The 26239-nt window shown below is 37.0% G+C and carries 15 protein-coding genes; 6 read left to right on the forward strand and 9 right to left on the reverse strand.

The genetic code is table 11. The annotated features are described in order from the left end of the window. Nucleotides 1–107: 107 nt before the first annotated feature. From NQ163_RS12415 to NQ163_RS12440, 6 genes are all read left to right on the forward strand, one after another. Nucleotides 108–1718, forward strand: coding sequence for a DUF6377 domain-containing protein (locus tag NQ163_RS12415; protein WP_268190631.1), 1611 nt, complete (start codon nucleotides 108–110; stop codon nucleotides 1716–1718). A 193-nt stretch (nucleotides 1719–1911) separates the two neighbouring features. Next, nucleotides 1912–3990 carry a glycoside hydrolase family 97 protein gene (locus NQ163_RS12420; RefSeq protein ID WP_268190632.1) on the forward strand — a complete coding sequence of 693 codons (2079 nt, stop codon included), beginning with the start codon at nucleotides 1912–1914 and terminating at the stop codon, nucleotides 3988–3990. Between the two features lie 194 nt (nucleotides 3991–4184). Continuing rightward, nucleotides 4185–7466, forward strand: coding sequence for a S41 family peptidase (locus tag NQ163_RS12425; protein WP_268190633.1), 3282 nt, complete (start codon nucleotides 4185–4187; stop codon nucleotides 7464–7466). A 334-nt stretch (nucleotides 7467–7800) separates the two neighbouring features. Next, nucleotides 7801–9444, forward strand: coding sequence for a M16 family metallopeptidase (locus NQ163_RS12430; RefSeq protein ID WP_268190634.1), 1644 nt, complete (start codon nucleotides 7801–7803; stop codon nucleotides 9442–9444). Between the two features lie 182 nt (nucleotides 9445–9626). Further along, entirely contained in the window at nucleotides 9627–10211 is a 585-nt protein-coding gene (locus NQ163_RS12435; RefSeq protein ID WP_268190635.1) for a hypothetical protein, read from the forward strand. A 41-nt stretch (nucleotides 10212–10252) separates the two neighbouring features. Beyond that, nucleotides 10253–11674 (forward strand): flotillin family protein, encoded by a 1422-nt coding sequence (locus tag NQ163_RS12440; RefSeq protein ID WP_268190636.1) that lies wholly within the window; start codon nucleotides 10253–10255, stop codon nucleotides 11672–11674. Between the two features lie 92 nt (nucleotides 11675–11766). Here the strand turns inward: NQ163_RS12440 and NQ163_RS12445 are convergent, their stop codons facing one another. From NQ163_RS12445 to NQ163_RS12485, 9 genes are all read right to left on the reverse strand, one after another. After that, nucleotides 11767–12264 carry a hypothetical protein gene (locus NQ163_RS12445; protein WP_268190637.1) on the reverse strand — a complete coding sequence of 166 codons (498 nt, stop codon included), beginning with the start codon at nucleotides 12262–12264 and terminating at the stop codon, nucleotides 11767–11769. An 8-nt stretch (nucleotides 12265–12272) separates the two neighbouring features. Further along, a complete protein-coding gene (locus tag NQ163_RS12450; RefSeq protein WP_268190638.1) occupies nucleotides 12273–13106 on the reverse strand; it encodes a DUF4328 domain-containing protein in 834 nt (277 codons plus the stop codon). Nucleotides 13107–13292: 186 nt separating this feature from the next. Then, a complete protein-coding gene (locus tag NQ163_RS12455; protein ID WP_268190639.1) occupies nucleotides 13293–15326 on the reverse strand; it encodes an MGH1-like glycoside hydrolase domain-containing protein in 2034 nt (677 codons plus the stop codon). 204 nt (nucleotides 15327–15530) lie between these two features. Next, the gene (locus NQ163_RS12460; RefSeq protein ID WP_268190640.1) at nucleotides 15531–18680 is read right to left on the reverse strand and encodes a glycoside hydrolase family 2 TIM barrel-domain containing protein; all 3150 of its coding nucleotides are present in this window, start codon (nucleotides 18678–18680) and stop codon (nucleotides 15531–15533) included. A 143-nt stretch (nucleotides 18681–18823) separates the two neighbouring features. Continuing rightward, nucleotides 18824–20452 carry a dipeptidase gene (locus NQ163_RS12465; RefSeq protein ID WP_268190641.1) on the reverse strand — a complete coding sequence of 543 codons (1629 nt, stop codon included), beginning with the start codon at nucleotides 20450–20452 and terminating at the stop codon, nucleotides 18824–18826. A gap of 100 nt (nucleotides 20453–20552) precedes the next feature. After that, the gene (locus tag NQ163_RS12470) at nucleotides 20553–21845 is read right to left on the reverse strand and encodes a S28 family serine protease (protein ID WP_268190642.1); all 1293 of its coding nucleotides are present in this window, start codon (nucleotides 21843–21845) and stop codon (nucleotides 20553–20555) included. 15 nt (nucleotides 21846–21860) lie between these two features. Then, nucleotides 21861–22901 carry a proline racemase family protein gene (locus NQ163_RS12475; protein ID WP_268190643.1) on the reverse strand — a complete coding sequence of 347 codons (1041 nt, stop codon included), beginning with the start codon at nucleotides 22899–22901 and terminating at the stop codon, nucleotides 21861–21863. A gap of 10 nt (nucleotides 22902–22911) precedes the next feature. Then, nucleotides 22912–25170, reverse strand: coding sequence for a S9 family peptidase (locus tag NQ163_RS12480; protein ID WP_268190644.1), 2259 nt, complete (start codon nucleotides 25168–25170; stop codon nucleotides 22912–22914). A 1-nt stretch (nucleotide 25171) separates the two neighbouring features. Beyond that, nucleotides 25172–26131, reverse strand: coding sequence for an ornithine cyclodeaminase family protein (locus NQ163_RS12485; RefSeq protein ID WP_268190645.1), 960 nt, complete (start codon nucleotides 26129–26131; stop codon nucleotides 25172–25174). Between the last annotated feature and the right edge of the window lie 108 nt (nucleotides 26132–26239).

A 26239-nucleotide genomic window follows, 5' to 3' on the forward strand; every position in this document is an offset into this window, starting at 1 on the left:
GTTCTAAAAATTTAAATAGTTGGGTCTGTTGGGATTTTGTTCCGAACAGACCTATTTTTGTAATGCGAAATGATCAAACAGAATTAAACTGATTTTAATTTAAAAATATGTACTCAAAGCAATTCATCTCACTATTTCTGATTCTCTTATCATTTACATCTTATTCCAATTCTATATTTCAAACTAGTAAAGAAAAGAATGTAAATTATTATCTGAACTTAAAGGATAGTATCGATGATGCAAAATGGAGGAAAATAAACTCAATTACTGATTCTGTAAATCGATTAAACAAGAAAGTAAACTTAGAAGATCAATACCATTTATTTTCAAGTTTAAGCAAAGAGTATGAATATTTCGTTTACGACTCTGCTTTTCATTATGGCAATCAGTCTTTACAAATGGCTTACCAGTTAAAGGATGCAGAGAAAATTGCAGAATCTAAATCGAATTTGGCACTGGTTTTACTCTTAAAAGGTTTATACAAAGAAACCATTGATACCATACAAACCATAAGAGGGCAAGATTTGCCTAATGAAAAAAGAATTGAATTTTATGCCGTAGCATATCGCGCATATTATGATTTGGCAAATTCCCGGTGGGGATATTATTCACCAAAGTATAGGAAATTAGGAGATCAGTATGTTGACAAAATTGAGAAGGAGGGAAAAAACAACTTTTTTCATTACAATTTGGCTCTTGCATTAAAAAATCTAAACAATCAAAAGGATGAGCAGGCAGTAAAATATTACACTAAAGTAATGAAAGGCTTAAAACTCGATCCTCACCAAATGGCAATATGTCAGAGTGGTATGGGGGTTGCTTTAGCGAGATTAGGAAAAGCAGATGAGGCAAAAAAAGCCATCGAAAAAGCGGTAATTGGAGATGTGTTATCGGCTACGAAAGAAACATTGGCTTCCAAAATTTTAGCTGAGATTTTGTTTTACGAAGGAGATCTTGAAAAGGCTAATAAACTAATTGAGCAGGCAAGAAAAGATGCCGAATTTTATGGTAGCGATGTACGCAGGTTGGAAATATCTTTCATTCAACCAGATATTGATGCAGCCGTTGTTGGAGAGCTGGAGAAAGAAAAAAAGCAGGTTGTAATCATTGGTATTGTTATTTCGGTGCTGCTAATTGTAATTATTATACTGGCAATTGTATTCTTTAAACAGTTACAAGAGTTAAAAAAGGTTAGAAAGGAAATTGGCGAGCGCAACGAAAACCTTAGAATCGTAAACGAAAGTTTAAGAGAGGTAAGTAGAATAAAGGAGGAGTATGTTGGGTATTATTTTAATTTCAGTTCTCAGTTTATTGAGAAGATGGAAGGGATGAAAAAGGCCATATCCCGACAGTTAATGACAAAACAATACGATGCGATTCAATTGGAATTAAAAAATTACAATCCCAAAAAAGAACGGCAATTGCTATTCGAAGATTTTGACAGAATTTTCTTAAAACTGTTTCCTGATTTTGTGAAGCGATTCAATTTATTGTTTGAGGAATCCGAAAGGATAATCCTAAAAGATTCTCATTGTCTAAATACAGATTTAAGAATATTCGCTTTAATAAGATTGGGTGTAAACGATAATGAAAAAATAGCTAGTATTTTAAACTTCTCCGTAAATACAATTTATACCTATAAAACGAGAATCAAGAACAGATCACTCATCTCAAATGATGAGTTCGAGGCGAAAATCATGGAAATTAAGTCGGTTTAAACGGATATTTGATCTATATGCCATCTATATTTTGTAGTGCCTTGTTTTGGCGGAAGTGTCATGTTATCAGGTGTTAGTGTTTTTATTGCTGTGTTTGATTTCTATATTTTGGGTTTGTTTTTAGATATTGATTAACTTCTACTGTTATTTTGAAGTCGAAGAAAACAGATTAACTAAATCAATAAACTCAGCAATGAAAATTAAATCAATTCAAAGTTTGTTAATTGGTTGCTTGATGATATTAGCATCATGTACCAATGGGAAAATGACAACCCAAGTATCATCACCAGATGGTAAAATTGGGGTAGAAGTGAGTATGGTAGAAGGCCAGGCTACTTACCAGGTTTCGTATAATGGTAAACCAGTAATTGAACCTTCATCAATGGGATTTGACTTTAAGAACCTGCCAGCCATTGAAAAAGGTTGGGAAATTGTGGAATCAGAAATTTCATCGAGCAATTCCAGCTGGGAAATGCAATGGGGAGAGAAACGAGTTGTAGTTGATAATTTTAATCAATTAAAACTGAGTTTGGAAGAACAACAAGCTCCAAACAGAAAAATGAACATCGTATTTAAAGTTTATAACGATGGTTTGGGATTTCGTTATGAGTTCCCTGAGCAAGATGCGATGAAGGAAGTATTGATTACGGAGGAAAATACTCAATTTAATTTGACAGGAGACCATAAAACATGGTGGATTCCTGGCGATTGGGATATTTATGAGCATTTGTACAATACAACAATGTTTTCGGAAATTGATGCTACAAAATTGAGAAATCATGCAAGTTTAGCGCAAACATCTATTCCAAATAATGCTGTGAATACTCCGGTTTCGATGAAAACTAATGATGGTGTTTACTTAAGTTTCCACGAAGCAAACTTAACGGATTACTCAGGAATGACCTTAAAAGTAAACAAGGAAGACATGATGTGGGAATCTTGTTTGGTTGGATCATTAAATAACGATTACAAAGTAAAACGTAGCGTTCCGTTTAATACCCCTTGGAGAACCATTCAAATTGCTGAGAAAGCAGGTGATTTAATTGAATCGGATCTGATTGTAAATTTGAACGAACCAAATAAAATTGGTAAGGTTGATTACTTTAAGCCAATGAAATATGTAGGCATCTGGTGGGACATGCACTTGGGAACCAAGACCTGGGATAAAGCAAGTGGACGCCATGGTGCTACTACCGAATATGCAAAAGAATTAATCGATTTCGCTTCAGAAAATAATCTTGGCGGTATTTTGGTTGAAGGTTGGAATACCGGATGGGAACATTGGATTGGTTTTGAGGATCGTGAAGGTGTTTTTGATTTCGTAACTCCTTATCCTGATTACGATTTAGCCGAAGTGGTTCGTTATGGAAAATCAAAAGGTGTTGAGTTAATCATGCACCACGAAACATCGGCTGCTCCACGTACTTACGACCAGCAAATGGATACTGCCTACCATTTAATGAATTCGTTGGGAATTCACTCTGTGAAAACCGGTTATGTAGGAAAGATTATTCCTAAAGGAGAGTTCCATCACGGGCAATGGATGGTGAATCACTACAGAAGAGCTTTGGTAAAAGGAGCTGAGAACAAGATTGCCATTAATGCTCACGAGCCAATTAAAGCTACAGGTTTACGTCGTACTTATCCAAATGCGATTGCAAGAGAAGGTCTTCGCGGACAAGAATTTAATGCTTGGTCTTCTGATGGAGGAAATCCGGCAGAACACTTGCCAATTGTTGCATTTACACGTATGTTATCAGGACCTATTGATTACACTCCAGGTATTTTCAATATCAAATTGGAACCATATAAAAAAGAGAACCAGGTTAATACTACATTGGCTCACCAATTGGCTTTGTATGTTGTGATTAACAGTCCTATTCAGATGGTGCCCGATTTGATTGAAAGTTATAAAGGAAACGATGCATTCCAATTTATCCGTGATGTTGCTGTAAACTGGGAGCAAACAAAAGTATTGAATGGTGAGATTGGTGATTTTGTTACCATCGCACGTCAGGACCGTGAATCGAATAATTGGTTTGTAGGTGCTATTACCGACGAAAATGCTCGTGATATGAAAGTTGCTCTGGATTTCTTGCCAGCAGGTAAAAAATATATGGCTACTCTATATGTGGATGGTGATAATGCACATTGGGATAAAAACCCTACTGAATACAAGATTGAAAATATGGAAGTTGATCACACTTCTGAATTGAACCTAAAATTGGCTGCAGGTGGTGGAGCAGCAATTAGTTTGATTGAAATGAAGTAGTTTTTAATACTCTTTTTATTAAAAATATTATTTCGAGTATTATGCCGATAGTTGTTTGATATTGAGTATAAAACTTTACGCAAATCGGAAATAAATCATTTTAAGTGGCATTCTTCTCGGAGGATGCCACTTTTTTTGTAGTTTCACTACATCAATTTTTTAATTGAGATCCTTAATTCACAAATACTAGTAACATGCTAAAAATCAGATTGAGAATTGGTGTATTGTTCATCGTTCTTATGAGCATTATTGGAAGTGCTCATGCAAAAGAGGATGTTCGTTTATTGCGATATCCTGATATTAATAACAATTTAATCGCATTTGTGTATGCTGGCGATATTTGGACTGTAGATTCAAATGGTGGCGATGCAACACGTTTAACTTCTCATATGGGAATGGAATTGTTCCCTAAAATTTCTCCTGATGGAAAATGGATTGCCTTCTCTGGTGAATATTCAGGAAGCCGTCAGGTGTATGTAATGCCTGCAACAGGAGGTACTCCAAAACAGTTAACTTATTACAATTCGGTGGGTTTAATGCCACCACGTGGAGGTTTCGATAATGTTGTTCTGGACTGGACACCAGATAGTAAATCTATTTTGGTACGTATGAATCGTACTGCTTTTGGTGAAAGAAATGGTAAATACTTTAAAGTGGGTATTGATGGAGGAATGGAAGAAGAACTTCAAATTCCGGAAGGTGGATTTGGTGTATTCTCGCCTGATGCCAGTAAAATGTGTTTTGCCCCAATTAGCCGTGAATTTCGTACCTGGAAGAGATACAAAGGCGGGCGTGCAGCAGATCTTTGGATTTATGATTTAGAGAAGGATCAATCGGAAAGAATAACGAAGTTTGTTGGTTCCGATCAAATTCCTTCATGGTACAAGAATGCCATTTACTTTGCTTCTGATCGTGATTTGAAACTGAATATTTACAAGTATGATGTAGATAGCAAGAATTTAACTCAAATGACACATCACAAGAATTTTGATGTGATGTGGCCATCGGGAGAGAATGGACAAATTGCCTATGAAAATGGAGGACAACTATACAAATTAAATCTTGAAACAGGTAAGGAAGAACGCGTAGTTGTAAATATCAATTTCGACAATCCAAACACATTGCCATTCTACAAAAATGTGAAAGGATTCATTGAGAATTGGGCTGTTTCTCCTTCAGGAAAACGTGCTTTATTCGATGCTCGTGGTGATATTTTCTCTGTTCCGGCTAAAAATGGATCTACAATTAATTTAACGCAAACACAAGGCGTTAGAGAAATGTCACCAAGCTGGTCACCAAATGGAAAATACATTTCATATTACTCTGATGCTACAGGTGAGTATGAAATCTATTTATTGGAAAACAAGAAAGGAGCCAAGGCAAAACAAATTACCAAAGGATCTTCTTCTTGGATGTATCAACCAAAGTGGACTCCGGATAGCAAACATATGGTTTTCTTCGATCGCAGTTTAAAATTGAAGTTGGTTAATGTTGAAACTGGCGAATTAAAAGTAATTGATAAAGCAGAGAGAAATGAAATTAGAGATTTCTCGCTTTCACCAGATTCAGACTGGATTGCCTACGTAAAAGATAGCTCGAACGGGCAGGGTGCAATTTGGGTTTATCAAGTTTCAACAGGGAAGAAACATGCTTTAACCAATGATACCTTTGGCGATTCTTCTCCTGTATTCTCTAAAGATGGAAACTTTATGTATTTCCTATCGAATAGAGATTTTAACCTTGATTTTTCAAGCTTTGAGTTCAATTACTTGTATAACAATGCAACTCGCATTTATGCAATGGCTTTAAAAGCTGATGGACCAAAATTATTCCCTCTAAAGAATGATGTAGAGGAGTACAAGGAAGAGGTGAAAGCAGAAGCCTCAAAGTCAAAGAAAAAAGCCAAAGGTGATGCTGCAAAAGAGCAGAAACTGAAAGTGAAAATTGATTTGGATGGCATTAACAATCGCATCGTTGCATTCCCGGTATCATCAGGAAACTACAGTGGATTACAGCCTGTGGAAGATGGAATTTTGTACAGAACCAATGGTAGTTTGCACCACTACATGGTAAAGAAAGAAAAGGATGAGGTGATTTTGAAGTCTGTTTCTTCTTATGAATTAACAGCAGATGGAAACAAGATCATGTACCGTTCTGGAGCAACTTATGGCATTACAGATTTATCAACAGGTCAGGCACCAAAGGCTGGAGCATTGGATCTTGATGATATGGAAATGAAGATTGATCCTGTTAAAGAATGGAATCAAATCTATACCGATGGTTGGAGAATCTTTAGGGATTATTTCTATGTAGAAAACATTCATGGTGTTGATTGGGCGAAAATTAAGGCTGATTATGAGCCGATGGTGAAAGACCTGGGACACCGTGCGGATTTGGATTACATTTTAGGTGAAATCATTTCTGAGACGAATACAGGCCATGCCTACGTGAATTATGGGGATTTTGAAAAAGTAAAATCAGTTCAAACTGGCTTATTGGGCGCAAAACTAAAAGCTGATTTGAAAAATGGTAGATACATCATCTCAAAAATCTACGATGGTGAAAACTGGAATTCATCTCGTCGTTCTCCTTTAACTGAGCAAGGTGTAAATGTGAAAGAAGGTCAGTACTTAATTAGCATTAATGGACAAGATGTTACCACCAAGGTAAATCCATACTTGTACCTTGAGAATATGGTAGGCAAGAGAGTTGAGATTACAGTGAACGCTACACCAAGTGTAAGGGGAGCTAAAACCTACACCATTAAACCAATAGCCAGCGAATTGGAGTTAATTTACCTGGATTGGGTGAACGAACGTAGAGCAATGGTTGAAAAATTGTCAGGCGGAAAAATTGGGTACATTCATGTTCCGAACACGGCTGTAGAAGGTAATCGTGAACTGCATAGAGGGATGTATGCATATCACGATAAGGAAGCATTGATTATTGATGATCGTTACAATGGTGGAGGATTTATTCCTGATCATATGGCAGATTTATTGGATCGAGATGTGCTTTCATACTGGCACTTACGTGGATTGGAGCCTTGGAAAACACCTGGAGTAGCTCACGATGGACCTAAAGCGATGTTGATTAACCATTACTCTTCATCAGGTGGAGATGCATTCCCATATTTCTTCCGCAAAAAAGGTTTGGGTAAACTAATTGGTACTCGTACCTGGGGAGGATTAGTTGGTATGTCAGGCAACGCAGGGTTAGTTGATGGTGGTTATATTGCCGTTCCTCGTTTCGGTATTTTCGATGAAAACCAAAATTGGATTATCGAAGGAGTGGGTGTTTATCCTGATTTCGAGGTGTACGATGAACCGCATTTGGTAGCGAAAGGAATTGATCCTTGTATTAAAAAAGCTGTAGAAGAGTTGTTAAAAGAACTGGAAAATCAGCCAGCTAAGAAAAAAGTAACTCCACCTGCTGATCCTAACCGATCGGAGTGGATTGAAGAAGATATCAAATAGTAAGTGTATCGATATTAGAGGAAGGAGCATCAGTTTTGATGCTCCTTTTTTTATTATCAAAAATTGGGTTTGATGTGTAATTTAGATTAGATCTTTATTGAATCTTAATAGAAGGTAGAAGTTTATGAAAATAAATGCGATTTTATTTGAAGAAAAGTGAATGTTCCAGAAGCTTTTGGGATTGATTTACATTTGGATTTATATTGTAAATGTGAAATCATCCAATTGTTAAAAAATGCAAATGGGATTGTTAAATAACTATTTCTTTCGTTAATTTATAAGGTGCTTACGTTTATGTTGGGTAAGTATATGTAATCAAATCACCAAAACAGAAATGTTGAGCAGTATTGAAAAGCAATACAAAGATCGTAACAAGCAACATAACGATAGATTGGTAAGAGGTTACCAAAGACACTTTTTGGTAAATGAACCTGTTCCGGGAATAGAATTTGAATTCGAAGCAATTAAGAAGCTATTGCCAGGCATTTCGGCTGAAGAGGTAAATGCATTTTCGAAGAAATGGATGACTCAGGAAAATGTAATCATCACATTTACAGCTCCTGAAAAAGAAAATGTTGAATTGCCAACAGAACAGCAACTTTTAGCTTTACTTGAGAAGGTTAGAAATGCAGATTTAAAACCATATGTAGATAAAGTAATTACCGAACCTTTAATTTCAGAAATGCCAAAAGCAGGAGAGGTAAAGAAAGAGGCAGAACTTAATGGCTTTGATGCTACGGAATGGACTTTGGCCAATGGAGCAAAAGTAGTAGTGAAGAAGACTGATTTCAAAGAAAATGAAATTCGTTTGCAAGCATTCAGTAAAGGTGGAAATTCATTATACGGAGTGGAAGATTTAGCTTCAGCTGAGATGGCAGGTGGATTTATTGCTAATTTCGGTTTAGGTAAGTTTGATCAGACTAGCTTGCAAAAATTATTAACAGGAAAATCAGTTCGCGTTTCACCATACATTAGTGAGTTGTCTGAAGGATTTAGTGGAAATTCTTCTGTAAAGGATTTTGAAACCATGTTGCAATTGGTACACATGTATTTTGTTGCTCCACGTTTCGATAAAGAAGCATTTAGCGCATTAAAAGGTAGATATATGGCTTATGTAGCCAATATGGGTGCTGATGTTAACAAGGCTTTCAGAGATTCTGTTTCGGTAACAACAACCGATCACAATCCTAGAACAATCTTATTCAATACAGATATGATTGCTAGTTTGAATCTTGAAACAATGAAGCGAGTGTATCAAGAAAGATTTGTGGATGCAAGCGATTTTACTTTTGTATTTGTAGGTAATATCGATGTTGAAAAAGCGAAACCATTGATCGAAACATATTTGGGAAGTATCAAGGATATCGATCGTGATGAAACTTGGAAAGATAATGGTGTAGACTATCCTAAAAAAGATACTTACAACCATTTTGCAAGAGAAATGGAAACTCCAAAAACAACCATTCATATCGACTTGCATGGAGATATCAAATATTCAAGAGAGAATAAACTTATGATGAGCTTTGTGTCTAGTCTGTTGAATAAGAGATATCTTGAAGTGATTCGTGAAAAAGAAGGTGGATCATATGGTGTTGGAGTTAGAGGATATGTATCTAAATTCCCACGTGAAGAGTACAACTTGGTAATTCGTTTTGATACCGACCCAGCTAAGTCTGACAAGTTGAAAGGTATTGTTTACGATGAGATTCAAGGCTTGTTTAAGAATGGAGTAAAAGAGGATGACTTGCTTGAAACGAAGAAAAACTTCATTAAAGAATACCAGGAAAATCTTCGTAAGAATGCATATTGGATTAATGCAATTAATCGTTACTATACTTATGGCGAAAGTGTTAAATCAATTGAAGATTATGAGAAAATGATCAATGCTATTACCAAAGAAAATGTAGAGAAATTTGCAAAGAAATACTTTGCCAAAACAGGAAAAGTAGAAGTGGTAATGTCTCCAAAAGAAGAATAAAGTAAGATTCATTAAGAAATAAAGGAAGGAGCATCCAGAGTGATGCTCCTTTTTTTATCTGACAAAAATCAGCCAAAAACATGTGAAATATAGAATACAACTAAAAAGCAAAAAACAGCTAAGCATAATCACTGTTAGGTGAAGAATTCTTACTATTTTAGATCAAATCAAAATCAATAATTATGATACTACAAATTTCTGACTGGTGGAGTACCATGGATATGGTTGAAAAAATATTCTGGGGAATCTCCGTGCCATTCTCAGTTCTGTTTCTCATTCAAATGGTAATGACTTTTCTTGGAGGAGATGTGGACGATGTTGCAGCGGATGGAGATGCAGATGTTTCTGGAGATACAGGAATCGATTTTCAGTTTCTTACGCTGAAAAATCTGATTGCATTCTTTACCATTTTTGGATGGACAGGAATCATTTGTGTTCACATTGGATTTGGACCGTTCATATCTACTTTTATTGCTACAATTGCAGGTTTAATCATGATGGTAATCATGGCTTCCATCCTGTATTTTATGGGAAAACTAACCGAAGAAGGAACCTTAAATCTGAATAATGCAATTGGAAAGATTGGTAATGTATACCTTACCATTCCTGCTAACAGAAAAGGTATGGGAAAAGTACAGATTCAAGTACAAGGCCTACAAACTTTAGATGCCATTACCGATGCTGAGAAAGACATAAAAACCGGTGCTGTTGTTGAAGTGATAGAGATCCTTAACGATCAAATTCTTGTTGTATACCCAATAGGTTAATCAATTAATAATCATTAAAATCAATTAAATAATAAAACATTATGGGAGAATATATTGTTCTTTTGATTACTGCTGCAGTAATATTCATTTTCGTACTGATTGTATCCTTCTTTAAAAGGTACAAGCGTTGTCCATCCGACCGGGTTTTGGTTGTGTATGGTAAGGTAGGAAAAGGTGGTGGAGCCGAATCGCGCTCAGCCAAGTGTATTCATGGTGGTGCCGCATTTGTTTGGCCTATCATTCAAGATTATGCATTTCTTGATCTTACACCAATTTCAATTGAAATTAACTTAACCAATGCCTTAAGTAAGCAGAATATTCGTGTTGACGTGCCTTCTCGATTTACAGTTGGGGTTTCAACCGAAGCAGGTGTAATGACCAATGCTGCTGAGCGTCTTCTGGGATTATCGCAAGCAGATGTTAGCAATTTGGCAAAGGATATCATCTTTGGTCAGTTGCGTTTGGTAGTTGCTACCATGGATATCGAGGAGATCAACAGCAACCGTGATAAGTTCCTTGCTGCTGTATCTTCAAATGTTGAGGCGGAATTGAAAAAGATCGGTTTGAAACTGATCAACGTGAACGTTACGGATATTAACGACGAATCGGGTTATATCGATGCATTGGGTAAGGAAGCTGCTGCAAAAGCAATAAATGATGCGAAGAAGAGTGTTGCTGAGAAGAATCGTGATGGTTCTATTGGTGAGGCAAACGCATTACAGGAGCAACGTGTTCAGGTGGCTGCGGCAGATGCAACAGCAGTTGAAGGGGAGAATACAGCAAAGATTACCGTTGCAAATTCTGATGCTGACAGACGTGAAAAAGAAGCGGAAGCAGAACGTTTGGCTACGGCTGCAGAGAAAGTTGCTACGGCACGTGCATTAGAGGAAGCATATTCGGCAGAGCAGAAAGCGGAAGCTGCTCGTGCGGTTCGTGATAAAGCATCGCAGACTGCAGATATCGTTGTGCCTGCACAAATTGATAAGGAGAAGATTGAGATTGCAGCAGAAGCGATTGCAGAGCAAACCCGTCGTCATGCGAAAGGGGAGGCCGATGCGATTTACATGAAGATGGAAGCAGAAGCGAAAGGTATTTATGAGATTTTGAGTAAGCAAGCCGAAGGTTTCGATAAGATTGTAAATGCTGCTGGTAGCGATGCTAAAGATGCTGTAATGTTAATGATTGCTGATAAGTTGCCAGAATTGGTTTCTACTCAGGTTGAAGCCATCAAGAACATCAAGATTGATAAGGTTACTGTTTGGGAAAATGGCAATGGCAAGGATGGTAAAACATCTACTGCTAACTTTATGCAAGGCATGATGGGATCGATTCCTCCAATGGAAGAGTTATTCAAAATGGCCGGAATGGAGTTACCAACTTATCTTGGCAAAAAAGTAGAAGAAAATAATGAGACTGTAGACTTTGAAGATGTTTCTGAACAAGAAAACAAAGAAGAGGAATAAGCAGTTGATCGGATAGAAGTGAAAAGGAGCATCGTTTGATGCTCCTTTTGTTTTTTCAATTTCCCAACTAGAGTTGGAACAGAGGGAATTGTTTATTTGTTTATCTCCATCTTGTTTGATTTTAGATTACCTTGATCATTTGGGATTTCAGTTGGAATAAAAAATAGGAATAAACCAATACCTCCAATAATTAAGATTCTTGTCATCATCTGTCGAACGAATATATCCTTTGTATTGTGATACTCAATAAAGGATAGTAAACAGCTAAGAAAACAAGCTGACAACCCAATGTAAAATAAGGTTGTTGCATAAGGATAATACATTAATTTAAAAAGTATTGAAATCAGTAGAATTGGTAAACCCATTCCACAGATTTTAACTGCAATTGAATTATTAACCTCTTCCTTTATAAATACTTTTCTAATTCGATAGGCAATTGGATCATTACTGCTTAAATAATACAAGAAATAATAAATAGCCAATAAATTGAGACTTATAGTTAGAATTATACCAGAATAATGTAGTCCAAATTGTTTTAAAAGTAATGCAACAATTGTAGCAATAATGGCAATTAGTTCTATTTTTTTCATTTGGGATTTTAAGAATTATGTGATTTAATTTCGGCTTCAAGTGTTGTTAGTTTTTCCTCAATAAAGGAGTAATCTTTTATTAATTTAAAGGTTACAATTGCTGCAGGAACAAAGAAGAATCCTAATATTATTTCGGCCATCGAGTAATCAATTAAACCCTGTAATGTTTCTTCGTCATCAAAGAATTTAGATACGATATTGGTGATAAAGTTGGCAAGAATCCAAAGTGTCCACCAAATCGTGATTAAGCTTGTCATATTAATAAATGAATAATCTTCCGAGAACTCAATTAGTTTCTTTTTAGAATCTTCATACATCTCCTTCATAATTTTATAAGGAATAAAAAGACTGGCAATAGGAACAATCCATCCCCAAATGGCCCAACTTTTTTGATAAGAAGGATGTTTAAATCTGGTATGATAATTCTTGTATCCTCTATAAAACCAAATGGCAAATAGTATCGCAGATGTGATAAAGGCTAAATAATGAATTACCATGATTAAGCTATGTCTTAAATCATTATCTTCTGCCATTTGAGTTGTTACTGTTTCACCATTTAGAGCTGATGTTAATAAGTTATACTGCATGTAATGCGATAACATGCCCAGTAATTGAGTTGAAAGAACCAGCCACATGATCCACATGACAGCATTCGCCAATTTTTTGTTAGGAAGAATGTACTTGCTAATTTCAACTTCCTTTTTTATAATTTTTTCATCTTGAATAAAATCGGGACAGATGTCTTCAAAAGAAGGTTTCGCTTCAGTTAATGAGCATAGAATACCCTGCTGTGAATCAAATTTACGATTGCTACATGATTTACAGGTTTCAATTTGTTTCATAGAAATTTTTATTAGGTTTTATATGGTGAAAGTAGCAATAATCATAAATCAAAGCAATAAATAAAAAATGCAAATGTTGAATACAAAAACACCTCAACCTCCCATAGGAAGTCAAGGTGTTCAACTATTAACTAATGAAAAACTAGATGTGCTCAAAAAATGAGCGGTGTTTGTTGTTGTTGAATTTTAAATTTCGTCTGTTAGCAATAGTAGATAATGTGCTGCCGACCATGAAAAATGATTGGCATTTAATCCTTTACCCGTAATTGGGTGGTAGTTTTCGCGGATTGGAGCATCCTGCAATAAACCTTCTGCATTCTTAATCAATTTTTGAGTCAATGCATCGGCATCTTGCTTGTAGCCATAGTTTTTCAAAGCCTGTACTCCAAAATACGCCTGATCTAACCACACCGGACCTCGCCAGTATCCTTTTAAAGGATTGAATTTGTGATGATCGGCAACCAGGGTAGGAAAGGGCACTTTGCATGCGAATTTTGTACTATCTGTTAGTAAGTTTTTAACGCCCTTTGCCTGCTCCTGGTTTGCGATATTTGTATACAAAGGAATCCATCCTTCTGGTCCTTGTTGTACGGTTAGCAGTTTCCCTGTTTTAATTGCCCTGTCGTAAAAGAATCCCTCTTTGGCATCGTAGAAGTCTTTTGATATTCTTTCTTTTAGTGTTTTAGCTGCCTTGGAAAACGCTTGAGCTTCTTCCGATTTTTCGATAAGGCCCGCCAATTCAGCCAACTGTTCTTTTTCTGCATACAAGTAGGCATTCAAGTCAACTGATTCCTGATCCATCGACCATCCATGATCGTTATTTTTTAGCATTTTTGCATCATCGAAACGAACGGCATTGTCCATTCCACTTTCCCATTTGGCAGCGATAATGGTTCCATCGGTCGAACCATATTCACACAAACCATTTTGGTCGTGATCGCGATATTGATACCACCACTCATGATACTTCACCAATTTAGGATACATTTCACGTACGAAATCCAGATCATTGGTACACTTGTAGATTTCCAATACAGCCCAAGCTGCCAGTGGGGCTTTGGTATCGCGCCAGTTATTATCCTTAGGATCGAAATAAACACAATCGGCAACCATTCCCATCTCATCCTGATATTGGAACATGGATAGGATATTGCTCTTGGCCAATTCTGGATTGAAACGAACCAATGCTACCGCCTGTTTCCAGCTATCCCAAGACCAGAAACCATAAAATCCCTGGTATGCAGCTGATGGGAATACACCATCGTGTTGCAAATCGCCAGCAGGAGAGCGCCAGTTGGTCAGCAAGGTCTGAACACATTTAACTGCAAGTCGCTTGTTTTCTTCTTTATCAAGTAATGGATTCTTACTATCCAATGCTTTGCTTAAATATCCGTTCCAACGCAATTTGTTTTGTGAGAAAACATCTTGTGGATTTTTAAGCCATTGGCTAAGCAATTTTCCTTCTGCCATGGCTTCCTTCTCATTAAAGTAATGGGAGTGAAGCATGCTAATTTCACTTTTCTGACCAGCTTTCACCAATTGGTTTTTTGTAAGATTCATTTGATAGGAAAGCTTGTTATTGGCAATGCTAACTTCATTTTGAAGATGAGATTGCATTAGGAAGATTTCATCACTCTTATTGTAATTTACCTGAACACCATTGGTGCTTTTTGCCAATTGCAATTCCTTCTCGAACAATTCTCCTTTCCAACCCACTTTAAGCTGCATATCCTTATTGGAATTATTGCTTATGGATGTTTGAATAAGAGAAGTTCTATTGCTGGCAAATACAAGCTGAATGTCAATTGTAATATCCTGCAATTGCAATTTTTGCTCCAGTTTACCAGGTTTGTAAATCATTTCGGCCTTGGCTTTGCTCAAGTCAATTTCCTGATTTGTATTGGCATCAGTCAATACCAACTGACATAGATTCTTACCCAACCATTGTCCCCACATTTTCATACTTAATGGTCCGGCAAAACCACCATAGTAGGCAGTACTATCCTGATGAGGCAAAGCGTAGCCATGCCAGGCACCCATATCAGAGAATCCGAATGGTTTTAAATCGTATTGTTTTGCAGGTACTCCTTGTATGTTGAGTACATTGGTATATTTTTCTTGTAGATTTATTGCTGCATCATTTTTCTTCTCTTGCTTTTTCTGAGCGCAGGAAGAGAACGAAAGTATTGCTGCAATTAAGCTGATGTGTATGAATTTCATATTACTTAAATAGCTTGCGCCCTTTCAGGGCTTTGTTACTTATTTATTCTTTTTCATAGGCCTTCGACCTATGTTAATGCTCTTTCCCCTTCAGGGAAATATATTTGCTAAGCTCGGCCTGAAAGGCCTATAGCAATAGCAACGGGCAGAGCCCGTTGTATTGATGTATTTTATTTTAAGCCCTGAAAGGGCGTAAGCTGTTATTTATTTCACTCTCATCTTACTCAATTCATTTAAATCCTTTTCTCCATTAATCGGACGAAGGATAAAGCTGTACTGATATGGTTGGGACGGAATACAATATTCAGCATGAACAGGAGCACCCCAAGAGTTATCTCCACCAACACCCATTTGCTTGTAGTCAATTTGGAAACTGATTACATCTCCTTGTTTAATTGCATTACCATGTTTGTTTGGTTTGTCCTTTCCACCATGATACAACTCTTTGTAATCGAATCCTAGAGCCGAAGTTGATAGCAATGGAGCTCCAATAGCCATCAAACCTTTACCATCTTTGTTGGTAAGTGCTATCCAGCGAAGATCGGTTTTATTACCTGTTTCCTGCGGACGAACATATGGGTGGTATTGTTCCCAAACTGTTCCTTTGTAATGATCAAGCATCGCACCTGATTTTCTGTCCCACATACTTTCCTGTGGTCCACGGCCAAACCATTCGATGTTTGAAAATTCTTTTGGCAATTGCATTTGCATTCCCAAACGTGGCAACATTGGAAGATCATTTGATTGAGGAACGAAAGTGTTTTCGATTTCGATATCGCCATTACCTGATACCAGGTACTTCGTTTTGTATTTGCTAGGAGCTGTTGGTAAATTAAACGCTACAATTACTTCGATTTGTTGTGGCGAAATTTGATTGGTTTCAATGGAAATTAACTCACGTTTTTCACCAGCTGTCTTCCAGACCTTGCATCTGGCTGGGGTACCATTCCCTAAGTCATTATCGGTAACCGCACGCCAGAAGAAAGGTTCCAAATCATTCTCAATTAATTCTGTTCCATCTATTTTATAAGAGTTTAAACTTCCGTTTGATTTAGAAATACGAAGTTTAAATCTTTTAGCATCGATCTTAATCTCATTCTGATCTTCATTCAGACTAAGTGCAGGCAATTGTTTTGCTGCTATGGCTTTCACCTTCTTATGAATTGGCAACTGGAATTGTTCCCATGCAATTCGGTGTCCTTTAGGAACCATTGCTTGTTCAACAGTGCTATGAGCTTCGAACAGCAAGAAATATTCCTTACCTGGTTTGGCTTTGATATCAGGTATTCCAACACTAAACCTTCTGCTTTGATGAGCAGACAAGCTTTTAGAATCAACCGTTCCATTTGCAATTTCTGTGGCATCTTCTTTCAAAGTCCAGGTGATTTCTACATCATCCAGATTGATAAAATCATATCTGTTGATCAGTTCAAACTGGTTTGCAGAATGATCTACTTTTTTTATTGCAATGGGTTGGTATACCTTCTTCACTTCCCAAATGTGAGGATGAAGTTTTCTGTCGGCACTTACCAATCCATTGGCACAGAAGTTAGAATCGTTTTGAACTTTGTAAACTCCCATATCGCCACCATAGCCAAAAATGGTATCGCCTTTTTCATTCGTTTTTCTAAAGGTTTGATCAACCCAATCCCAAATGAATCCACCTTGTAATTGGCGGTGCTTGTAAATTAAATCCCAGTAATCTTTCAGGTTCCCAACGCTATTTCCCATGGCATGGGCATACTCACATTGGATTAAAGGTCGTTTCTGTACATACTCCACATATTTAATCATCTCCCACATGCGATCGTACATTGGGCAAAAAATGTCAGTATTAAACTCTCTGCCTGAATCTTCCGATTGAACAGGACGGCTATCATCTCTCTCTTTAATCCACTTGTATGTGGCATGGAAGTTACGACCTCTTCCGGTTTCATTTCCTAATGACCAAATGATAATGGATGCATGGTTTTTGTCACGTTCCACCATTGAAACGGTTCTGTCCATGAATGCTTTTTTCCAATGCGGCTTATCGGCCAATGTTTTTTCTTTGTTGTATGGTTCGCAACCATGAGCCTCAATATTTGCTTCGTCAATCATGTACAATCCATATTCATCACATAGCTCGTACCAACGCTCACGATTTGGATAGTGAGAGTTACGAACAGAATTGATATTGAATTGCTTCATCAATAGAATGTCCTGAATCATCGATTCTTCAGTTATCACTCTACCATTATCCATATCATGCTCATGGCGATTTACACCGCGAACTGTAATCGGTACACCATTAATTTGTAGTAATCCGTCTTTGATTTCACTGGTGCGGAAACCAATTTTTCTACGAATTACCTCAATGGTTTTATTACCTGATTTCAATTCGATTTGAAGGGTATAAAGATTAGGCGTCTCAGCAGTCCATTTGCGCACATTTGGAATTGTTTTTGAGAAAATAAAATCATTATCACCTTGTGCTAACTTGCTGTTTGATTTCAAGTTGATAACTTCTTTCTTTCCATCCAAAACTTTTACCTGTACAGATCTGTTGGCACCTTTATTTGCAATTTGGTTTACTTTAACATTCAAAGAAAACTCCCCATCTGTATAGGTATCATCCAATCCTGCTTGCACAAAGAAATCTCTGATGTGGGTTTTAGGTCTGGCATACAGATATACATCACGCTCAAAACCACTTACTTTCCAATAATCCTGATCTTCAAGGTAACTTCCATCGCTAAAGCGGTAAATTTCAACCGCCAACTGGTTTTTGCCTGGTTTTACGTATTTGGTAAGGTTAAATTCTGCTGGTGTTTTACTTCCTTGTGTATATCCAACTTTTTTGCCATTTACCCATACGTATGCGGCGGAACGAACTCCACCAAAGTGAATATAGATTTCCTGACCTTTCCAGCTTTTCGGAATGCTAAAGTTTCTCTTGTACGATCCTACCGGATTGTAATCGTGAGGAATGTATGGTTCGTTGTTTGGAAAAGGATAGGAAACATCAGTATAGATAGGCACTCCATATCCTTCCAGTTCCCAATGTGCAGGAACTTTAATATCATTCCATTTTGATACGTCGTAGTTGGTTTTGTAAAAATCTACCGGACGATCAGCAGGTTTTCTTACCCAGTTAAATTTCCATGTGCCATTTAAATTGATAAAATAGTTCGAATTGGCTTTGCTATTTCGAATGGCTTTGTTTTCGGTTCTGTAAGCAAAGAAAGATGCTCTTGCTTGCTCTTTGTTGATACCAACAATCTCTGGATTTTCCCAGTCGTTCTGTTTGCCGTTCTCTTGAGCATAAATGCCCTGGTAGAAGAGAAGAAGCATAATCGTTAAAAGTGTTCTCATGATTAATTCAAAAATCAAGTCAAATTTAGAATTGCTAATTATTTAGTTTAAATGTTCTTGTTTGTGTTTTTGGTTGAAAAGAGAGTCCGGCAAACAATCACCACAACCCTGCCGGATTTCTCTTTTCTTCCTGTTTGGATCAGTTACGATCCATGTTTGTTGTTTGTGTATTTGGTAATTAATGTATTCCTGATTTCATTGTATACATCCAACACTTTTTGCATGTTTTCATGACACTTTTCAGTCAGGAATTCCTTCGCCTTTTTAGGGCTTTTATCGTATAGTTTCTGTGCTTGTTTGTCGTTTTCTTCAATCTGATTGAAAAAATCAGCCTGCAAAGGCTCTCTCATTGTAAACAGATCTTCAACCGCATCCTGCCATCTTAAATAAAGCAGGTTGTCTACAAAATCGATTGCCCATCGTGCCGATCTTGGATCATATTGATTTGGATCATAAATTTTGTAAGATTCGTGAATCTCTTGTGTTCCGCAGTAGATTGGCACATAAGGTGAAGTGTACTGGTTATCCTGAAATACCCAGTAAATTCCACCAATTGGATCTGGCAACCAGGATCTCAACTGACAAATCATACCATAATTTCCTTTCGATACATTTCTGCGATTGGTAATATCCAACAGTTCACGCATTGCCTTGGTTGGGAAAGGTGTTGTTAATGGACTTTTAACCAACTTGCCATCTTTGCTTGGAACATACCAATCAGGATCTGAGGTTTTATCGTAAATGGTTCCCTCAAATGTTGAACGTTGAAATTCCATGATATCCTGAACAGAAATCTTTTTCTCCGGTTTAACCGAGAAAGGATACATGGAAATGTCTTCTACATATTGGTGGTAAGCATCTTGCCCTTTAAAAGGATCGCTTAACTTTCTGTTTGGCCATTCTTTATAATTTGGAGCATATTTAGAGTAGAACAACCAAAATCTTCCGCTCGACCATTCACGAAGGGTAGGGCTGTATGCCTCTTGCCAAATAAATGGTTTGCCCGATTTTGGATTGTACCAATCATGATCGATAGCAACTTGCTTGTAATTTTTTGAAGCCATGAACCATTCAGGTTTGCTCAAATCGATCTCTTTAATGATACTCCAGTTAGGAACAATGGCAATGTGATCATCCGGAACTCTTTGCGCAGCCCAAATTGCTCCTGATTTTCCTGAGTTTGGTTCCCAATCTTTACCTACAGCCACAATTTCGAGTACCCAAACTTCATTCGGGTCTGCTATGCATAATGCTTCTGATTCAGGTCCACATGACGGCAAGAATCCATATTCCTCCATTAGTGAAGTGATTAGTTTGATGGCTTCACGTGCAGTTTTACATCTTTGCAGGGCAAAAATCTGAGCTTGCTCAACAGTCATGATTTGTTTCCCGGATTCTCTGTCGACCTGCAACTCTTTCTTCTGACTCAAAGTACTTTCTGCAATAGCCAGTTGAAACTCATTCATATGAGAGTAAGCAGAATGAAAGTAAGTATAGGTTTGTCGAACTTGTGGGATATAGCCTAGTATTTCACCATATTCTTCCAATCCACCGTTGATTTCCTGTAGTCCATAATAAACAGGAGTTTTTGATCCTGCAGGAAACTTACGACCATGAACCACTCTAATTCTGGTATCATTCCCACCATAGGTGTGAGATGTAATTACAGAACCATCAACTGTAGCTTTTTTACCCGCTACAATATCGGTGCAAGCATGACTCTTTGGTAAAGTCAGGCAAGCTAAGATTGTAAGCAAAACTAGTTTTTTCATGATTTTATATTTTTACCTTAACCAATAATTATTGCAAAATTTTAAGGTCATCCCTCTCTTCAAGGAGAGGGACCGAGGGTGAGGTGTTAATTATTCATTATTAATTCTCGATTGGCATTTCCAACCACTCTTCCAGGGTTTTGATAATTTCAGTTTTCATCTCAGCAGGGAAATTACGGATTCGGGTTCCATGAGATCCTTCGGGGTTTACAAACTTTTTACATTTTGTGTTGTCTTTTAGATCAACTGCCGTAGCCGACCATGTATCCCATTCGCCATAAATGAAGAGCATTTTTTCAGCATCAGTTTGTAACCATTTGTTCACTTGAATCATAGATTCAGGATTGAATTTTCTGATCGGTTCATTGGGAAACACATGATCGAAAGTTAAGTCCTTCTCATAGCTAATGTATGGCTTAAATGGAGCTACTTCATAACTGTACATTCCAATTTCAGTAAGTGCCTGGTGGTAGAAAGCCAAACTTGGTTTCAAGCTGATCTCATCGAAGAAATCCATGCCTGAAACACGAATCAAATGCTTAAATAAATCCTGAGCTTTTGCATCAGGAGATGGAATATCTTCACACTTCGTACCTCCCCATTGCCAGAAAGCAAAAGAGTATTCCAAAATGGAAAGATCAAGAGCCTTTTCCAATCCCATCGAAAATGAATATTCTTTCTCTTCAGCATGAGTTTTTGCCAAAGGAAGAAGCTCTTTTTTGTTTTTAAAACAAGCCAATTGGAACTGATAAATCTTATCTCTGCATTCCTTGCTGCCAACTGTTGCCAGGTGTTTGTGTATTCTTTTGTCTTCTCTTGCTAAATTCTGAGGAGCTACATAAGGAACACTTACATCAACATCATTTGGGTAGAAAAAGCGGTGGTAAATGGTTGTTTGTCCACCTTTACTAATACCCGTAGTAATCCATTTGTTCTTGTAAATTTTCTTTAATGCTTGTATTACTTTGTGTTGATCTGTTGCAGCTTGTTTGATATTTAAATATTTCCAATCCAAACTATCTGGCATTGAGTTTTTAAAATATCTATGCTCAATGGTCAATTGGTTGGCATTCAAAAGTTTGCTCAGTTCACCAGCTTTTTCTGTCCAGATGTTATAACCCTGTATCTCTACAACCATTGGTTTCTCAATGGCATGATGCCCCAATAGCACTCTTTGTTTAAATGTTCCGGCTTCAGGATTCTCATGATCTAAAGCTTGAGTGAAATACAATTCATAGTATTCGGCATATGTTGTATCGCCGGTAATTTTTTGAACTGTTACATTCGGAATTTGATTTAGTTTCTCTTCCAGTGTTAAAGGTTGAGTACAAGCAGCAAGTCCAATGCTTAGTACAAAAAGAAGAGAGAAAATTTTAGTTCTTAGTTTGTTCATGATTAGGTTTTGTTTTTATCTGAAAATAAATCCATCCTTTAATGGATCATTTGGATCGAAATAGAATTCATTTTGTCCGGTAATCGAAGCTGTACCACTTACTTCAGGAATGATTGCATCAATTCCTTCATAATCGCAGCTTTCAACCACTTTTACACTCATGCAAGTACCTAAAATACTTTCGATGATAATTTCTTCATCTTTTTTTAGTTCACCTTTGGCATAATGTATGGCAGCTCGTCCGCTAACACCCGATCCTGTTGATGATCGATCCACTTCACCTTCAGCGAAAATGCATACATTTCTGGTATGGTGATTGGGATCTTTGGCTTGGCCAATAAAAATTGTTCCGTACAAGAAACTCAAATCCTCTTCTAGCGGATGCTTGATTTCAAACTGATCCATTACAGCATATTTAATTTTTCTGCCGTAATCAATTAGTCGGTTATAATCGGTTTCGTCTAATTTTAGTCCTAAGTCTTCGGCATGTACATAGGCATAAAAAGCTCCACCATAACCAATATCAAACTTTACTTTTCCAATTTCCGGAACATCAACAATTTGATCTTTTAAAGGCATGAAAGAAGGAACATTTTGAAAAGAAACTTTTTCAACTTTCCCATTCTTTCGGAATGCTTTACAGGTAATTCTTCCCGGAGGAGCATCAATTTTAATCGTTGGATTTTGTTCTTCACGAACAATCATGCCTGTATCCAAAACCAATGTTACCAGGGCAATCATAGCGTGACCGCACATGGTACTGTATCCTTCGTTGTGTAAAAAGAAAGTTCCAAAATCACCATCCTCGGTAGTAGCTTCCGTAATAATCGCTCCATACATATCAGCATGCCCGCGAGGTTCCCACATGGTACCCGTTCTGATGTAATCAAAATGATCTCTAAAATATCTTCTCTTTTCCAGTATGGTATTTCCTTTAATTTCAGGGAGTCCACTTGTATAAACTCTTAAAGGTTCCCCTCCGGTATGAAGATCAATGGTTTTGATTTTTAACCAATCTTCCGGGGCTTTCCAGTTCCAGTTATCTGTAATTTTCATAGCCAATTGATTAGTTGATTTTGAATTCTTTTGGCGCTTGTTTGTGCATCAGGTAATTTACAAAGAAGTCCCAACGCTTGCGAATAAAATATTTGTCATAGTAGCAAGTACCATGATCCTTACCAGGAAGCAGAATTAATTCAAAATCCTTATTCGCTTTAATAAATTCATCAGCCATACGAATTGAAGCTGCAGGGTTCACATTATTGTCCATATTTCCATGAACCATCAACAGTTTTCCTTCTAGTTTATCAGCCAAAAAGAAGTTTGATTGTTCGTCATAGTGCTTTTCAGCCGGGAATCCCATGTACAATTCAGGCCACCAGGCTTTAGCACTTCTGTGGTCGTGATTTCCTGCTGAAGATACTCCAACTTTGTAAAAATCAGGATGAGTTAGTAGTGCATGTGTAGCATCATAACCACCTGCTGAGTGTCCGTAAATTCCAACATTATTTACATCCATGTATGGATATTTTTTAGCAAGATCTTTGATTGCCTTGATATGATCTGGTGCACCGATATCACCCAGGTTTTTATAGGAAACATCGTGGAATTTTTTCGATCTAAAAGCAGAACCCAATCCATCAACTGTAACTACAACAAAACCAATTTGTGCCATCGGAACATCCATATTGATCAATCCACGACGGAAAGTTTTGGGTGTTCGAATGGTTTGTGGTCCGGAATAGGTACCATCAATAACCGGATAAGATTTTGAAGCATCTAATTTGAATGGTCTAAAAATTACACCATAAATATCGGTTTCATCATCTCGACCTTTTACGGTATACATTTCCGGAGCTTTCCAACCCATTTTAAGAATGTCCTCAATGTCTGTTCTGGCAACATCCATTACAGGTTTGCCATTTTTAGCACTTCTAATCACAAAGTGATCCGGAAGATCTACACGAGAGTAATTGTCGAATATGTATTTGCCATTAGGGCTTATGTTACAAGTATGGTAGGCATTTTCAGGTGATAACAACTTCATGCCATTTCCATCAAAATTGATAGAGTAGAGGTAGGTGTAGTAAGGATCTCCTTTTTCATTTCCATTTGCTCTGAAGTAGATTTTCTTCTTTTTATAGTCTACTCTGCAGATTTCCCTTACAACAAATTCACCCTTCGTAATTTGGTTTTTTAACTCACCACTTGCATAATCGTATCGGTAAATATGGTGCCAGCCATCTTTCTCGGATGACCAAATTACATCATCCGTATCTTTATTTACTTTATAGATGTGCATGTTTGGATCGACATAGGTATCAGCTGTTTCTGAAACAATTGTTCTGCTTTTACCAGTTTCCACATCTACCTCTATCAATTCTCTTTTTTGATATCCACGATAGTATCTTAAAGTATAGGCTTTTGTGTTCGATTTCCATTGGAAGCCATACTCCAGAAAAGTTGCATTTTCAGGAAGATCGCAATCAATTGTTTTGCCTGTTTCCGTATCAAAAATTACATACGATACTCTGGTAAGATCTTTGTCTCCGGCAATAGGTCTTTCATAAGAATACACTTCAGCTCTAAAACCATCTTTTGGTTTAGACTTGTACATGAAAAGCTTTTGCGTATGCTTGCGATTGTACTTTGCGCATATCAAGTATCTTGAATCAGGAGACCAATAGGCATCAATCTCGTATTCCATTTGTTGATTCTTGCTCTCATTTCGAACAAAGTACCAGGAAATGGAGGTTCCATAACTCAATTCTTCATTGCCATCTGTGGTCAACTGCTTTTTCTCATCGCCAGATTTAAGAAATAGATTGTAATCTTTAATAAACGCTATTTTTTCCTTGTCTGGCGAGACCAATTCCTGACTGGTGTATTTCTTTGGTTTATCTCTTTTCGAAACATTATAGGATACTAAATCAACTGATAGTAAGAAGGTATCCAATCTAAAATTTAGCTCTTTTTGATTTTTAAGTTTGATGTTTTTTAATTTTAATCCGTAGCTTTTTAATTCTTTACCAGTGTATGAGCTAAGGATTTCGCTCATTTTTTGGTGATTGAAAAGCTCTTTTTGTTTCTTGTTTTTAATATCAACAAGAAAATATTCTGTACCTTTTCGAGTTTTTGTACTGTACCAAAGGGAATCACCCTTTCCAATCCAATTGGGATATATATTGCTATTGTAAATTTTACTTTCGATGTTGTTCCAAAGCCATTTTTCAGCTTCCTGGTAATCTTTTAGCTCTCCTTGGGCAAATAATTTGCATGAGCTAAGGATTAGAAGAAATAGGAGTATGTATGGAGTTCGTTTCATTTTATAAGTCTGCTTGGGTTCCGATATTTTCTTTAATTGCTTTTTTGTACAAATATTCAGCTACAACGACATCAAACAGTGCCATTCCTACTGATTTAAAAAAGCTTGTTCCACTTTGGTCATATTGCTTGTTGGCAACCAAATTACTAATGGTGTTTACCTGATTTTCCTGCAAGAGATTATTTTCCAGAGGCATTGCGATATCGCCACTTTCTTTTGCTGCAAAAGGAGTATCCACCCATACCTTTGTGATTTGTGAAAACAAAGCATCGGGAAACTCTCTCATGTTTGGTTTGTATGATCCAATCCCAATAAAGCATTTGTCTTTAAGTAAATTGGGATCATTTGGAATTACAGGATTTTCTGAGCTTGTTGCACAAACGATGATATCAGATTCATAGACCAATTCTTCTGAAGAATTCATAGCATGAATTTCAATTTCAGGTAATTTTTCTTGAAGTTTATTGATGAAGTCTGATAGCTTCTTGTCATCCAAATCAAACACATTGATTCTTTTTACCGGGCGCACAACACAGGCAAATAAAGCTTGTGTAAATCCTTGAATTCCGGTTCCAATAATTCCAATTCTTTCTGATGTTTCTTTGCAGATGTATTTCATTCCAGTTGCACCAACAGCACCAGTTCTTATGGCTGTTAAAGCTGCTCCGTTTAATAGAGCCAATGGTTCACCAGTTTCGGAATCATTTAAAATCATGTTTCCATAGATGGAAGGTTTTCCAATCGCTTGATTTTTGGGATTTACACTAACCAATTTTGTGCCAAAATACTCACTTGTGAAACATGGCATCAACAATAGGGTGATATCATCATAGTGTGCATGCATTCTATCTGGCATATTAAAATTGCCTTCATGAAATACATTAAAAGCCTTTTCTATTGCTTCCAGAACCTCACTTCTTGAGAGTAAGCTTTCTATTTGTTTTTGGTTGAGAATTAGCATGGATTCAAAAATGGCGGAGGGGAGTTTTAAAGTTCTCACCCTCCTGATGGAAACAAAAACTAATATCAATTCTATTTTGAAATGAGCTTAAATTATTTTGAATGTTTT

This window comes from Marinifilum sp. D737, from assembly GCF_026672275.1.
GTDB lineage: Bacteria > Bacteroidota > Bacteroidia > Bacteroidales > Marinifilaceae > Marinifilum.